Below are 13,855 nucleotides of genomic sequence, written 5' to 3'. Positions count from 1 at the left end.
GGCATCCCGCCCGAACCTCCGACGAGGCCGAACCGGTGGGGAGCTCTCCCGCTGCGGGTGCTGTTCGTCGTGGCGCTCCCCGCGCTGCTGTTCGCCCTCTGGTGGCTCGCGTCGGACGGCAGCACCAATGTCTACTGGCCTCCGCTGCGCACGATCCTGAAGACGTTCCCCGACGTCTGGACGCGTGACCGGCTCCGCGCCGACCTGGTGCCCAGCCTGCTGCGGCTGCTGGCCGGCTACACGGCGGCGGCCGTGGTGGGAGTCGGTGTCGGCACGGTCATCGGCTCGTACCGGAAGGTGCGGGCGGTGTGCGAACCGGTGCTGGAGTTCCTGCGGGCGGTGCCTCCGCCCGTCCTCGTTCCGGTCATCATGCTGTTCGCGGGCATCGGGGACACGATGAAGATCGTCGTGATCGCCAGCGGCTGTGTGTGGCCGATCCTGCTCAACACGATCGAGGGGGTGCGCGCCGTCGACTCCGTGATGTCCGAGACGGCCCGCTCGTACGGCATCACGGGCCCGGCCCGGATACGGTCCGTCGTCCTGCCCTCCGCGAGCCCGCAGATCTTCGCGGGCCTGCGCCAGGCGCTGTCCATCGGCATCATCCTGATGGTCATCAGCGAGATGTTCGCGGCGAGCAACGGACTCGGCTTCACCATCGTGCAGTTCCAGCGCGGCTTCGCGATCCCCGACATGTGGACCGGGATCCTCGTCCTCGGCCTGCTCGGCTTTCTCCTCTCGGTCGTCTTCCAGTTGGTCGAGCGCCGGGTCCTCGGTTGGTACCACGGTCTGCGCGACTCCTCCAGGCGGTCCCCGTGACGCTCGCGAAAGGGCGGTCCATGCACGCGTCTTTGGTCGTATCCGGCCTGCGGAAGGTCTACGAGGGGTCGGGCCGCAGGGTGGAGGCGGTCCGCGATCTCACCTTCACGGTGGACGCGGGTGAACTCGTCTGCCTGGTCGGGCCGTCGGGCTGCGGCAAGACCACCCTGCTGAAGTGCATGGGCGGCCTGCTGACCCCGACGTCGGGCGAGGTGCTGCTCGGCGGCCGACGGGTGAGCGGCCCGCCGCCGGGCATGGCGTTCGTGTTCCAGGAGTACGGGCGCAGCCTGTTCCCCTGGATGAGGGTCGGCGAGAACGTCGAACTCCCGCTGCGGCAGAAGAACCTGGGCAGGGCGCGGCGCCGGGAACTGGTCGCCGACGCGCTGGAGTCCGTGGGCCTGGCCGATGCCGCGGGGGCCTATCCGTGGCAGCTGTCCGGGGGGATGCAGCAGCGGGTCGCCATCGCGCGGGCTCTGGCGTACGAGCCCGAAGTCCTGCTCATGGACGAGCCGTTCGCGGCGGTCGACGCGCAGACCCGCGCCGATCTGGAGGATCTGGTGCGCCGGCTGTGGCGGCAGCGCGGGATCACCATCCTGTTCGTGACCCACGACATCGACGAGGCCGTCTATCTGGGTGAGCGGGTCCTGGTCCTCTCGGCCTCCCCCACCGTCGTGCAGGAGCAGTTGAAGGTCGATCTTCCCGAGGACCGCGACCAGTTGCGTACACGGGTCTCCCCGCGCTTCGCCGAGTTGCGGACCCATGTGTACGAGCAGATCCAGGCGGCGAAGCGCGGGGGGCCGGTCATGAAGAAGGATGCGCCCAGGGACTCACCCCCTCCGAACTGAAACGGCCCTCGGGGTCTGCGCTGTGCGGTGCGGGCCGCTCAGGCGCGCAGCCAGACCGCCGTGTCCGGCGGAAGGAGCCCGTCGGCCGTCAACGGGTCGCTGTGGAGCAGGAGCCGGGAGTGCTCGGGGAGCCCGACCGGGCCGTCGGTCAGATTGACCACGCAGAGCAGACCGTCCGCGCGGGTGAAGGCGAGGACGCCCTCCGGTGCGGGCAGCCAGCCGAACTCGCCGTCGCCGAAGCCCGGTTCGCCGCGGCGGACGCGGAGCGCGGCACGGTAGAGGCTCAGCATGGACCCGGGATCGTCCGCCTGGCGGTCGGCGGCGTACGCGGGCCAGTCGGCGGGCTGCGGCAGCCAGGGCTCACCGCCGAACCCGGCGTACGGCTCCCCGGCCGTCCAGGGCAGCGGGACCCGGCAGCCGTCGCGGCCCGGGTCCGTGCCCCCGGAGCGCGAATGCATCGGGTCCTGGATGCTGTCGAGCGGCAACTCCACCTCGGGCAGCCCGAGTTCCTCGCCCTGGTAGAGGTACACGGAGCCGGGCAGGGCGAGCGAGAGCAGCGCCGCGGCGCGGGCCCGGCGGGTGCCGAGAGCCAGGTCGGTGGGGGTGCCGAAGGCCTTGGTGGTGAAGTCGAACCCGGTCTCCGTACGGCCGTAGCGGGTGACCGTGCGGGTCACGTCGTGGTTGCACAGCACCCAGGTGGCCGGCGCTCCGACGGGGGCGTGTTCGGCGAGGGTCTCGTCGATGGAGGTGCGCAGCCGTCCGGCGTCCCAGGGGCAGGACAGGAAGGAGAAGTTGAAGGCGGTGTGCAGTTCGTCGGGGCGCAGATAGCGGGCGAAGCGCTCGGAGTCGGGGAGCCAGACCTCGCCGACGAAGACGGCGTCGTAGGTGTCGGCGACCGCTCGCCAGGAGCGGTAGATGTCGTGGAGTTCGTCGCGGTCGACGTACGGGTTCGGGTCGCGGCCCTCGACGAAGTCGGGCAGGTCCGGGTCCTTGGCCAGCAGGGCGGCCGAGTCGATGCGTACGCCCGCCACTCCCCGCTCGAACCAGAAGCGCAGGATCTCCTCGTGCTCCCGGCGGACGGCCGGGTGCGCCCAGTTGAGGTCGGGCTGCTCGGGGGTGAACAGGTGGAGGTACCAGTCGCCGTCGGGCAGCCGGGTCCACACCGGTTCGGTGGAGCCGGCGAACTGGGACGGCCAGTCGTTGGGCGGGAGTTCACCGTGCTCGCCGCGTCCGGGGCGGAAGTGGAAGAGGTCCCGCTCCGGACCGCCCGCCAGCGCCGCCCGGAACCAGGGGTGCTGGTCCGAGACATGGTTCGGCACGATGTCGACGAGCGTGCGGATGCCCAGTTCGCGGGCCTCGGCGATGAGTTTCTCGGCCTCGGCGAGGGTCCCGAAGGCCGGGTCGATCGTGCGGTAGTCGGCCACGTCGTAGCCGCCGTCGGCCATGGGCGAGAGATACCAGGGGTTGAACCACAGGGCGTCCACGCCGAGTTCGGCGAGGTACGGGAGTCTGGCGCGGACGCCCGCGAGGTCACCGGTGCCGTCGCCGTCGCCGTCCGCGAAGCTGCGGACGTACACCTGGTAGATGACGGCGGAACGCCACCACGCGGACTGATTTCGGGCAGGGCGGGGCTGTCCCACGGTGCGTTGCCTTTCGTTCGGGGTGGTCGGTGAGGGGCGTCAGCCCTTGGTGCTGCCCGCGCTGATGCCGGCGATGATGTGCCGCTGGAACACCAGGAACATCACGACCATGGGGATGCTGGCGATCACCATCGCGGCGATGAGCACGGTGAGCTGGATGTTCTGCGACAGCTGGACGAGCGCCACGCTGATGGGCTGCTTGTCGGTGTCGGAGAAGACCATCAGCGGCCAGAGGAAGTCCTGCCAGACGGCGACCAGGGCGAAGATCGACACGACTCCGAGGACGGGCCGGGACATCGGCAGCACGATCGACCACAGGGTGCGCAGCCGTCCGGCGCCGTCGATTTCCGCGGCCTCCAGGACGTCGCGCGGGATCTGGTCGAAGAAGCGCTTGAGGAGATAGAGGTTGAAGGCGTTGGCGACGGCGGGCAGCCAGATGCCCAGCGGCGAGTTGAGCAGGCTGGTGTGCAGGACGGGCAGGTCGGCTGCGGTCAGGTACTTGGGGACCACCAGGGCCTGTGCGGGGACCATCAGGGTGGCGAGGATGCCGCCGAGGATCACCTTGCCGAAGGCCGGCTTCAGCTTGGACAGGGCGTAGGCGGCGGCCGTGCAGAAGACGAGCTGGAGCAGCCAGGCGCCCGTCGCCTGGACGACGGTGTTCCACAGGTGGGTGGGCAGGTCCATCAGGTCCCACGCATCGGTGTAGCCGCTGAGGTGCCAGCGGTCCGGTACGAGGGTGGGCGGGGTGCGCGTGACCTCGTCCGGCGACTTCATGGCGCCGGTGACCATCCAGTAGACGGGGAAGAGGAAGGCCAGCGCGAAGAGCAGGACGACGCCGCCGAAGACGGTCCAGTAGACGGCTCTGCCGCGTGGGCGGGCCAGGACGAGCGGAGAGATCAGGGTGCGGGTGCTCACGCGTCCTCCCCTTCGGAGCGGGTCAGCCGCAGGTAGAGGGCGGAGAAGGTGCTGAGCAGGACGAGCAGCATGACGCTCAGCGCGCAGGCTCCGCCGAAGTCGTTGTAGAGGAAGGCGTACTTGTAGATCAAGTAGAGCACGGTGACGGTCTTGTCCTCGGGACCGCCGCCGGTGATCACGAACGGTTCGGTGAACACCTGCATGGTGGCGATGATCTGAAGCAGCATCAGCATCAGGATGATGAAGCGCGTCTGAGGGATCGTCACGTGCCGGATGCGCTGGAGCAGGTTCGCGCCGTCCAGCTCGGCCGCCTCGTACAGCTCGCCGGGGATGCTCTGGAGGGCGGCGAGGTAGATGAGGACGGTGCCTCCGAGGTTGGCCCAGGTCGCGACGATGACCAGCGAGACGAGCGCGGTGTCGGCGCCGTTGGACCAGTTCGAGGTCGGCAGGTGCAGCGCGCGCAGCGTCTCGTTGGCGAGGCCGGCTCCGGGGTCGTAGAACCACTTCCACAGCAGTGCGCTGACCACCGGCGGGATCATCACCGGCAGGTAGACCACGACTCTGAAGAACGCCTTCGCGTGCCGCAGTTCATTGAGGACGAGCGCCATCACGAAGGGGACGGCGAAGCCGATGAGCAGGGCGAGGACGGTGAAGGTGAGGGTGTTGCGCCAGGCGGCGGTGAACTCCGGGTCGTGGAAGACCCGGGTGAAGTTGGCGGTGCCGACCCACTCGCCGCCGCTGCCCGGCGTGTACTTCTGGAAGGCGATCACGACAGCGCGGATCGCCGGGTACCAGGAGAACAGGGCGAAGCAGAGCAGGCCGCCGGCCAGGAAGGCGTAGGCGCGGAACTGGTCGGCCAGGCGCCGGCGCGATGGTCCCCCGGTCCGGCGCCCGGCCGACCGCGGCGCCTCCGGCACGCCGAGGGCGGCCGGAGGGAGCGCTGCGGGGGGCTTCGATGCGGTCTTCATGAACGGTGTCAGCCTCGGGCCAGAATGGAGTCGATCTTGCCGGAGGCGTCCTTGAGGAGCTGGTCGACGTCGGCGTCCTTCTTGGTGAGGACCGAGGACACGGCGGCGTCGAGGACGGAGTAGATCTGCTGGGCCTGCGGGGGCTCGATCTTCATCTGGAGGCTCTGGTTGCCGTCGAGGAAGGCCTGGTAGTTCTCCACGGGCACGTTGGCGTTGGCCTTCTTGACCTGCTGGTCCTTGTCGTCGGCGGCGCCGGTGAACAGGCGCGGCTCGGGCAGGCCGACGGGCGCCTTGTTCTGCTTGGCGCGGGCGTAGTCGCCGAGGAAGCCCTTGCCGGGGCTCAGGAACATGTGCTCCAGCCACTTGAGGCCGGCCTTGATCTGGGCCGGGGAGTCCTTCTTGTTGAACATGTAGCCGTCGCCGCCGATGAGCGTGCCCTTGCCGCCGGGCATCGGAGCCAGGGCGAGGTCGTTGTAGTTGCCGCCCTTCTCCTTGACGAGGATCGGGATGTTGTCGGGCGCGGAGAGGTACATGCCGAGCTTTCCGGAGCCCATCATCTGCTGGACGTCGTTGATGACCAGCAGCTGCTTGCTGCCCATGGAGTTGTCGCTCCAGCGCATGTCCTTCAGGTTCTGCAGGACCGCCTTGCCCTCGGGGGTGTCGACGGTCGCCGTCTTTCCGTCCTCGGCGACGACGTTCCCGCCCTGCGAGTAGAGCTCGGCGGTGAAGTGCCAGCCGCCCTGGTTCTGGGCGCTGTAGTCGGCGTAACCGACCGTGCCCTTGCCGAGCGCCGCGATCTTCTTGGCGTCGGCGCGCAGCTCCTCCCAGGTGGCCGGGGGCTTGTCGGGGTCGAGGCCGGCCTTCTCGAAGAGCGCCTTGTTGTAGATGAGGCCCATCGAGTAGCCGGTGCGGGGGATGCCGTAGATCTTGCCGTCCACGGTGTAGATGTCGCGCAGTTGCTGCTGGATGGTGCTGTAGCTCTTGAGGTCCTTGACGTAACTCGTGATGTCGGCGGCCTGGTTGACGTCGACGACGTGCTTGGCGTCGGTGAAGTACGTGTAGAACACGTCCTCCATCTGGCCTCCGGCCAGCTTGGCGTCGAAGGTCTTGGGGTCCTGACACGGGAACGCGTCGTGCATGGCGACGTCGATGCCCGGGTTGGCCTTCTCGAACGCCTTGGTGTCGGCGTCGAAGAACGAGCGGTCGACCTTGGCGCTCTTCGGCGGCTCGCAGTTGACGGTGATGCGGGTCTTTCCGTTGGCCGCATCGTCGTCGCCGCTCGAACCGCACGCGGTGGCGGTGAGCGCGACAGAGGACGCCATGAGCATGACGAAGCTACGGCGGAACCCGGTACTTCTCATTGGTGGACCCCTTCGGGCTGGAGCGAGGAAGGCCCACGGCGGGCGTGCCGCCGTGTTCTGGCGCCGCACACTCAAGCACCGACAACATCAGTCCGCAAGATGTCGCGCAGAATCTGTAATTATTTGACAGTGGTTGGGGGTCTCCGTTGCAGGTGGTTGCGTACCGGAGTCACCGACCCCGGTACGGCGACCCGGCCGCGCCTCTCAGCGGCGCGGTGCCTGCGCGGTCGACCCGCGCACCACCAGCTCCGGCTCGAACAGCAGCTCCTCGGCGGTCACACTGCTGCCGCCGATCTGCGCGTTCAGCAGTTCCACCGCGGCGCGCCCCATGGCCTCGATGGGCTGGCGGACCGTGGTCAGCGGGGGTTCGGTGCAGTTCATGAACGCCGAGTCGTCGTACCCGACGACGGAGATCTCGCCGGGGACACCGAGCCCCTTGCGGCGGGCCGCCCGTACCGCGCCGAGCGCGAGCGGGTCGCTGGCGCAGATGATGCCGGTGACCCCCTGGTCGAGCAGTCTCGTGGCCGCGGCCTGGCCGCCCTCCAGCGAGAACATCGCCCGTGCCACGTACGCGTCCGGCAGATCCGGCGCGAGGGCGCGCGCCGCCGCGAGCTTGCGGCCCGAGGGCATGTGGTCGCCGGGGCCGAGGACGAGTCCGATCCGCTCGTGGCCGAGCGAGTCGAGATGACGCCACGCCTGCTCGACGGCGACGGCGTCGTCGCAGGAGACGCACGGGAAGCCGAGGTGCTCGATGGCCGCGTTGACCAGCACCACCGGAATGTTGCGGTCCGCGAGCTGGCGGTAGTGGTCGTGCGGCGCGTCGGCCTGCGCGTACAGACCGCCGGCGAACACCACCCCGGAGACCTGCTGCTGGAGCAGGAGTTCCACGTAGTCGGCCTCGGAGACCCCGCCCTTGGTCTGCGTGCACAGCACCGGGGTGAGGCCGAGCTGGGCGAGCGCCCCGCCGATCACCTCGGCGAAGGCCGGGAAGATCGGGTTCTGGAGCTCGGGCAGAACGAGCCCGACGAGCCGCGCGCGTTCGCCGCGCAACTGGGTCGGCCGCTCGTAGCCGAGGACGTCCAGGGCGGACAGGACCGCCTGCCGAGTGGAGTCGGAGACACCCGGCTTGCCGTTGAGCACCCGGCTGACCGTGGCCTCGCTGACCCCGACCTTCTTCGCCACCTGAGCAAGTCGTCGCGTCATGAGCGCAAGAATAGCGCAAGAAATGCAAGCTGCTTGCGTAAAAGTTCGACCGGTTCCTGTCCAGCGGGACGGGAACGGCGGCTCCGCACCCCCGGTGGCGGACCCGCGGCGACGGACCCGCGGCGTCACACCCGCGGAGGCGGACCCGTCAGGGCGCCGCCCACAGTCCGCGGACATGGCCCAGATGGCGCGTCATCACCGCGTGCACGGCGCGCTCGTCGCGTTCCAGGAGGGCGTCGAGGAGTTCCAGGTGCTCGCGGGCCGAGGCCTCCAGACGGCCCGCCCGGACCAGGGCGTCGAGTCCGTACAGGCGTGAGCGCTTGCGCAGGTCCCCGACCACCTCGACCAGATGGGAGTTGCCCGCGAGGGCCAGCAGGCCCAGGTGGAAGCGGATGTCCGCCTCCACGTAAGCGATGAGGTCGCCCTCGGCGGCGGCCGTCACGATCTCCCGGGCCGCCGGACGCAGCGCCTCCAGCGAGACGGGGTCCGCCGTGGTGGCCAGCCGCACGACGGTGGGGATCTCGATGAGCGAGCGGATGTGGGTGTACTCGTCGAGCTGCTTCTCCGAGACCTCGGTGACCCGGAACCCCTTGTTGGGGACCGTGTCGACCAGGCCCTCCTTGGCCAGGTCCAGCATGGCCTCGCGGACCGGCGTCGCCGAGACGCCGAAACGGGCCGCCAGCGTCGGCGCCGAGTACACCTCGCCGGGCCGCAGCTCGCCCGCGATCAGCGCGGCGCGCAGCGCGTCGGCCACGCGCTCGCGGTAGCTGCTCCGCCTGCCGCCCAGCGCGGGCAGGTCGGGAGCGGCTGAGGGTGCGCTGCTGCGCCGGTCGGCCATCGGGGTCTCCTCGTACGAGCCGGCGCGCCGTCGTCCTGCCGCACCGGCCCTGTGCCATGTCACGTCCTACTCGGAGCTTCAGTATCTACGCCCCGGCGCGGAGTCGCTCACAGGACGAACCCGGCCGGGAACGGGTCCGTGGGGTCGAGCAGGTACTGGGCCGTCCCCGTGATCCACGCGCGGCCCGTGAAGCTGGGCAGCACGGCGGGCGTTCCGGCGACCTCGGTGGTGCCGAGCAGCCGGCCGGTGAACCGCGTCCCGATGAAGGACTCGTTCACGAACTCGGTGTGCAGCGGGAGTTCGCCACGGGCGTGCAGCTGGGCCATGCGCGCGCTGGTGCCCGTACCGCAGGGCGAACGGTCGAACCAGCCGGGGTGGATGGCCATCGCGTGCCGCGAGAAGCGGGCCGTCGCCCCGGGGGCGTACAGGTGGACGTGGTGGCAGCCGCGGATGGACGGGTCCTCGGGGTGCACGGGCTCGCCCTCGGCGTTGACGGCGTCCATCAGCGCCAGTCCCGCCGCGAGGATCTCGTCCTTGCGGGACCGGTCGAAGGGCAGGCCGAACTGCTCCAGCGGCAGGATCGCGTAGAAGTTCCCGCCGTAGGCCAGGTCGTACGTCACCGTGCGCCCGTCGGCGAGCGTGGCCTTGCGGTCGAGACCGACGGCGAACGACGGCACGTTCCTGAGCGTGACCTCCTTGGCCGCGCCGTCCTCCACGGCGACCTCGGCGACGACGAGACCCGCGGGGGTGTCGAGCCGGATCGTGGTGACGGGCTCGACGACCTCGACCATGCCCGTCTCCACCAGCACGGTCGCCACACCGATCGTGCCGTGTCCGCACATCGGCAGATAGCCCGACACCTCGATGTAGATCACGCCGTAGTCGCAGTCCGGGCGGGTGGACGGCTGGAGGACGGCCCCGCTCATCGCCGCGTGGCCGCGCGGCTCGTTCATCAGAAGCTGCTTGATGTCGTCGCGGTGCTGACGGAAGTACAGCCGCCGCTCGTTCATGGTCGCGCCCGGGACCGTGCCGATCCCGCCGGTGATCACCCGGGTCGGCATGCCCTCGGTGTGCGAGTCGACGGCGTGCAGGACGAGTTTGCTGCGCATGGGACTCCTGAGTGGTGACGGCGGGGCGGCTGGACGGTGGCGGCGAGGGCCTGGGGCCTGTCTGACAATTCCCGTCTGCCGGGCGACGACGCGAATTGTCAGACAGGCCCTTGCCGGCTCAGGCGAGACCGGCGGCCACGGCCCGCTCCGTGGCCAGGCGCACGGCGGCCTCCTGCTCGGGCAGCAGCGGGACGCGGGGCGGCCGGACCGGACCGCCGTACCGGCCGACGATGTCCATCGACAGCTTGATGGCCTGGACGAACTCGACCTGGGAGTCCCAGCGCAGCAGCGGGTGGAGCTGCCGGTAGAGCTTGCCCGCCGTGTCGAGGTCACCGGCCACGGCCGCGCGGTAGAGCTCGACGCCCGCCCGGGGCAGCGCGTTCGGGTAGCCGGCCACCCAGCCCTTGGCCCCGGCCACGGCGAGTTCCAGCAGGACGTCGTCGGCGCCGATCAACAGATCCAGTTCCGGGGCGAGTTCGGCGATGCGGTAGGCGCGACGCACATCACCGGAGAACTCCTTGACCGCCTGGACGAACCCCGCGGCGTGCAGCTTCGCGAGGAGTTCGGGAACCAGGTCGACCTTGGTGTCGATCGGATTGTTGTACGCGACGACCGGGATGCCCGCCCGGGAGACCTCCTCGTAGTGGGCGAGGACCGAACGGTCGTCCGCGCGATAGGCGTTGGGCGGCAGCAGCATCACGGCGCCGCAGCCCGCGTCCCTGGCCTGCTCGGCCCAGCGGCGCGCCTCCGCGGAGCCGTACGCGGCGACGCCGGGCATCACCCGGGACCCGCCGATCGCGGCGACGGCGGTCTCGACGACCTTGGCGCGCTCCTCGGGTGTGAGCACCTGGTACTCGCCGAGCGAACCGTTCGGCACGACGCCGTCGCAGCCGTTCTCGACGAGCCAGACACAGTGTTCGGCGTACCGGCCGTGGTCCACGCCGAGGTCGTCGTCCAGCGGGAGCGCGGTGGCGACGAGGACACCACGCCAGGGGCGTCGGCTGTCGGGGGTGTCGGTCATGAGGTGCTCATCCCTCTCCATGGGGTGTGACATTTCACTGTCGGTCGAGGCGCGGTGGGGTGAGGCCGGGTTCCGGGGGCGAGCCCGCGGCGGGTGACCGGCCGTCGTCGTCCGAACCGGCTCGGGCGAGTACGCCGAGCGGTACCGGGCGGGCCAACAGCCTTCGTGCGGGCGTCTGTTCGCAGCCGAGGAGGCCGGCGACGGCGGGTTCGCAGATCCGGCCCTGGCACCATCCCATTCCGGCGCGGGTCAACAGCTTGACCGTCCGTACGTCACCCGCGCCGAGGTCGGCGGCGGCCTCGCGGACGCGGCCGGCGGTGACCTCCTCGCAGCGGCACACGACGGTGTCGTCGGTGACCTGGTCCGTCCAGTGGGCGGGCGGCGCGTACAGGGTTTCGAGGGCGGCGGAGAACGAGCGCGCCCTCGCGCGGACCCTGACGGCCCGGGCGGCCGAGCGCGGATCGGGTCCGGTGCCGCGCAGCCGGGCGGCCACCGACCGGCCCGCGAGATGCCCCTCGGCCAGGGAGAGCACGGCACCGCCGATCCCCGTGGTCTCGCCGGCGGCCCAGACGCCGGGCACGTCGGTGCGCTGCTCGGCGTCCACGCCGACCTTCGTCCCGTCGATACGGCAGCCGAGCGCTTCGGCGAGATCGGTGTGCGGGACCATCCCGTGGCCGACGGCGAGCGTGTCGCACGGGATGCGGCGCCCGGTTTTGGGCCGTACGCGCCCGTCGGGGCCGAGCGCGGCGACGGTGACGGCTTCGAGCCGGGCCTCGCCATGGGCTTCCACGACGGTGTGCAGCGGGATGAACGGGACACGGTGGCGCAGGAGGCGGGCCGCGTACAGGACCGCCTCCGCGACCTTGCCCGGTTCGGCCGCCAGCGCCCCGGCACCGCGCGGCAGCCTTCTCGGATCGAGGGACTCCACGAGCGCGGCGACCTCCACCCCCGCGGCGGCCAGTCCGGTCGCCACGGGCAGCAGCAGCGGCCCGCTTCCCGCGATGACGGCTCGTGCGCCCGGCACGACGAGACCGCCCTTGAGCATGGCCTGGGCCCCGCCCGCGGTCACCACTCCGGGCAGGGTCCAGCCGGGGAAGGGCAGCACCTTCTCGTATCCACCGGTGGCGAGGAGCACGGCGTCGGCACGCACACCGACGGAGCGCTCCTGGAGCGGGCCGACGAGGGCGTGGACGGTGAATTCCGGCGGAGCGCCGGTGCTCGCCCCGGTCCTTTCGACCAGCCATACATGATGGTCCGTCAGGCATTCGACCGTGCCCGCTTCCAGGTGTCCGGCGAGCCCCTGTTCCAGCCGCCGCCAGGTGCGCCACCGATGGTGCAGCGCGCTGGGCCGCCGGGCACCCAGGCCGCTCGCGGGCCGGCGGTAGAACTGTCCGCCCACCGCCGTGGCCGCGTCGATCAGCGTCACGTGGATGCCGCGTGCCGCCGCGGCCAGGGAGGCGGCGAGACCGGCCGGGCCCGCGCCGATCACCGCGAGGCGGTGGGGTCCGTCAGTCATCGTGGCCGGTGCCTTCCTGTGTGCGGATCGTGTCGCCGGGCGCCAACGTGACCAGACAAGCCCGTTGGTTGGGGCGGTCGTTGACGGTGACGAGGCAGTCGAAGCAGACGCCGATGCCGCAGAAGACCCCGCGGGGCCGGCCCGCGTCACGGGTGCTGCGCCACGCGGTGATGCCTTCGGCCCACAGCGCGGCGGCGACGGTCCGGCCGGGCAGCACGTCGACCTCCCGGCCGTCCAGGGTGACGGTGAAGGCGGGGCCGGGTTCGGCCCGTACGAGGTCCAGGGGGTTCACACGGCGTCCTCGGGAAAGGGGGTTCACACGGCCTCCTCGGGAAAGCGGTCGGGCCGGAACGGCGTGAGGTCGAGGCCGGGTGCCTTGCCCGCCAGGACCCGCGCGACGAGCTGCCCGGTCCCCGTGGACAGGCCGATGCCGGCCCCTTCGTGACCGCAGGCGTGGAAGAGACCGGGGGCCCGGGGGTCGGGGCCGATGGCGGGCAGATGGTCGGGCAGGTAGGGCCGGAATCCGAGGTAGGTCCGCAGGGCGCGCACCTGCGAGAGGAACGGGAAGAGCCGAACGGCACCGGCGGCCAGTTCCCGGACCACCGGCAGCGAGAACGACCGGTCGAAGCCGACCCGTTCCCGGCTCGCCCCGATCAGGATCGGGCCGGCCGCCGTCCCCTCCACGACCGGCGAGGTCTGCAGAGCGGCCGAGTCACTGGCGACGTCGGCGACGTAGTCCGCGGCGTACACCTTGTGGCGCACCCGGCGCGGCAGGGGCTCGGTGACGAGGACGAATCCCCTGCGGGGCAGGACGGGGAGCGTGACGCCCGCGAGCGAGGCCACCTCGGCGCCCCAGGTGCCGGCCGCGTTGACGACGGCGGGCGCGTGCACATCGCCCCGGTCGGTACGCACTCCGCGGACCGAGCCGTCCCTCGCGCGCAGCACCCCGGTCACGGTGCGCCCGGTCAGCAGCCGCGCCCCCGACGCCCGGAGGAGATGCGCGGCCGCGAGGGCGGGCATCACCTGGGTGTCCTGGGGATAGCGCACGGCGCCCGCGAGCCCCGGGGCCAAGTACGGCTCCAGATCGTGCAGTTGACCGGCGGCGACCGGTTCGGCCAGCACACCGGCCGTTCGCTGACCCGCCGCGAACGTCTCCAGCGCGGCCAGGCCCTCGGGCGTGGACGCCACGACGACGCCCCCCTTGGCCTCGTACTCGATCGCCTTCGCGTGTTCCCCGGCGAGGTCGGCCCACAGCCGCCCGGAGAGCAGGGCGAGGTCGAGTTCGGGTCCGGGTTCCTTGTCGGAGACGAGCAGATTCCCCTCACCCGCGCCGGTCGTGCCGCCGGCCACCGGGCCACGGTCCACCACGGCGACGTCGAGGCCCTCGCGAGCCGCGTACAAGGCACAGGCGGCGCCCACCATTCCGGCTCCGACGATCACGACATCGCAGGTAACAGGCTGACTCACATCAGTACTATGTCACATATCGCCGCCCGAGGCCCGGAGTCCGACACGAGGAGCGAGCCCGATCCGAGGGGGGAGCGGGGCTTCAGCGGTCCGGGCTGCAGCTCTACGGGGCACCACCTGGCGTCACTCGACACCACCTGGTGCCACCCGAGCGTC

At 71.0% G+C, this 13,855-nt stretch carries 13 protein-coding genes; 2 read left to right on the top strand and 11 right to left on the bottom strand.

Annotated elements, in window-relative coordinates; all coding sequences use genetic code 11:
- Window positions 1-3: 3 nt before the first annotated feature.
- Together OG410_RS34095 and OG410_RS34090 are read left to right on the top strand one after the other, a co-directional pair.
- Window positions 4-816: an ABC transporter permease gene (locus tag OG410_RS34095; protein ID WP_443063929.1), complete on the top strand. Its 813-nt coding sequence runs from the start codon at window positions 4-6 to the stop codon at window positions 814-816.
- A 20-nt stretch (window positions 817-836) separates the two neighbouring features.
- The gene (locus OG410_RS34090) at window positions 837-1,661 is read left to right on the top strand and encodes an ABC transporter ATP-binding protein (protein ID WP_329302624.1); all 825 of its coding nucleotides are present in this window, start codon (window positions 837-839) and stop codon (window positions 1,659-1,661) included.
- A gap of 38 nt (window positions 1,662-1,699) precedes the next feature.
- Here the strand turns inward: OG410_RS34090 and OG410_RS34085 are convergent, their stop codons facing one another.
- The 11 genes from OG410_RS34085 to OG410_RS34035 all read right to left on the bottom strand — a co-directional run bounded on the left by OG410_RS34085 (window position 1,700) and on the right by OG410_RS34035 (window position 13,699).
- Entirely contained in the window at window positions 1,700-3,301 is a 1,602-nt protein-coding gene (locus tag OG410_RS34085; protein WP_329302623.1) for a glycoside hydrolase family 13 protein, read from the bottom strand.
- 39 nt (window positions 3,302-3,340) lie between these two features.
- Complete coding sequence (locus tag OG410_RS34080; protein ID WP_329302622.1) at window positions 3,341-4,216, bottom strand: carbohydrate ABC transporter permease; 876 nt, start codon at window positions 4,214-4,216, stop codon at window positions 3,341-3,343.
- Entirely contained in the window at window positions 4,213-5,184 is a 972-nt protein-coding gene (locus tag OG410_RS34075; protein WP_329302621.1) for a carbohydrate ABC transporter permease, read from the bottom strand. The genes OG410_RS34080 and OG410_RS34075 overlap by 4 nt, the downstream gene beginning before the upstream one ends.
- 8 nt (window positions 5,185-5,192) lie before the next feature.
- A complete protein-coding gene (locus tag OG410_RS34070) occupies window positions 5,193-6,545 on the bottom strand; it encodes an ABC transporter substrate-binding protein (protein ID WP_329302620.1) in 1,353 nt (450 codons plus the stop codon).
- Window positions 6,546-6,749: 204 nt separating this feature from the next.
- Window positions 6,750-7,748 carry a LacI family DNA-binding transcriptional regulator gene (locus tag OG410_RS34065; RefSeq protein ID WP_328446121.1) on the bottom strand — a complete coding sequence of 333 codons (999 nt, stop codon included), beginning with the start codon at window positions 7,746-7,748 and terminating at the stop codon, window positions 6,750-6,752.
- Between the two features lie 148 nt (window positions 7,749-7,896).
- Window positions 7,897-8,586 (bottom strand): GntR family transcriptional regulator, encoded by a 690-nt coding sequence (locus tag OG410_RS34060; protein WP_329302619.1) that lies wholly within the window; start codon window positions 8,584-8,586, stop codon window positions 7,897-7,899.
- 107 nt (window positions 8,587-8,693) lie between these two features.
- Entirely contained in the window at window positions 8,694-9,695 is a 1,002-nt protein-coding gene (locus OG410_RS34055) for a proline racemase family protein (protein WP_329302618.1), read from the bottom strand.
- A gap of 118 nt (window positions 9,696-9,813) precedes the next feature.
- A complete protein-coding gene (locus tag OG410_RS34050; RefSeq protein WP_329302617.1) occupies window positions 9,814-10,716 on the bottom strand; it encodes a dihydrodipicolinate synthase family protein in 903 nt (300 codons plus the stop codon).
- A 34-nt stretch (window positions 10,717-10,750) separates the two neighbouring features.
- Complete coding sequence (locus tag OG410_RS34045) at window positions 10,751-12,232, bottom strand: FAD/NAD(P)-dependent oxidoreductase (protein WP_329302616.1); 1,482 nt, start codon at window positions 12,230-12,232, stop codon at window positions 10,751-10,753.
- A complete protein-coding gene (locus OG410_RS34040) occupies window positions 12,225-12,524 on the bottom strand; it encodes a (2Fe-2S)-binding protein (protein ID WP_329302615.1) in 300 nt (99 codons plus the stop codon). The genes OG410_RS34045 and OG410_RS34040 overlap by 8 nt, the downstream gene beginning before the upstream one ends.
- A 23-nt stretch (window positions 12,525-12,547) precedes the next feature.
- A complete protein-coding gene (locus OG410_RS34035; RefSeq protein ID WP_329302614.1) occupies window positions 12,548-13,699 on the bottom strand; it encodes an NAD(P)/FAD-dependent oxidoreductase in 1,152 nt (383 codons plus the stop codon).
- Window positions 13,700-13,855: the final 156 nt, after the last annotated feature.

This window comes from Streptomyces sp. NBC_00659 (assembly GCF_036226925.1).
GTDB lineage: Bacteria > Actinomycetota > Actinomycetes > Streptomycetales > Streptomycetaceae > Streptomyces.
Note: the sequence above shows the minus strand (reverse complement) of the source record. Positions and strands in the feature narration are given on the sequence as shown.

What these genes read in the sequence shown, in the direction of transcription:
- OG410_RS34070 (WP_329302620.1), bottom strand. Translation starts at nt 6,545, where the DNA reads ATGAGAAGTACCGGGTTCCGCCGTAGCTTCGTCATGCTCATGGCGTCC.
- OG410_RS34050 (WP_329302617.1), bottom strand. Translation starts at nt 10,716, where the DNA reads ATGACCGACACCCCCGACAGCCGACGCCCCTGGCGTGGTGTCCTCGTC.
- OG410_RS34075 (WP_329302621.1), bottom strand. Translation starts at nt 5,184, where the DNA reads ATGAAGACCGCATCGAAGCCCCCCGCAGCGCTCCCTCCGGCCGCCCTC.
- OG410_RS34045 (WP_329302616.1), bottom strand. Translation starts at nt 12,232, where the DNA reads ATGACTGACGGACCCCACCGCCTCGCGGTGATCGGCGCGGGCCCGGCC.
- OG410_RS34090 (WP_329302624.1), top strand. Translation starts at nt 837, where the DNA reads ATGCACGCGTCTTTGGTCGTATCCGGCCTGCGGAAGGTCTACGAGGGG.
- OG410_RS34055 (WP_329302618.1), bottom strand. Translation starts at nt 9,695, where the DNA reads ATGCGCAGCAAACTCGTCCTGCACGCCGTCGACTCGCACACCGAGGGC.
- OG410_RS34065 (WP_328446121.1), bottom strand. Translation starts at nt 7,748, where the DNA reads ATGACGCGACGACTTGCTCAGGTGGCGAAGAAGGTCGGGGTCAGCGAG.
- OG410_RS34060 (WP_329302619.1), bottom strand. Translation starts at nt 8,586, where the DNA reads ATGGCCGACCGGCGCAGCAGCGCACCCTCAGCCGCTCCCGACCTGCCC.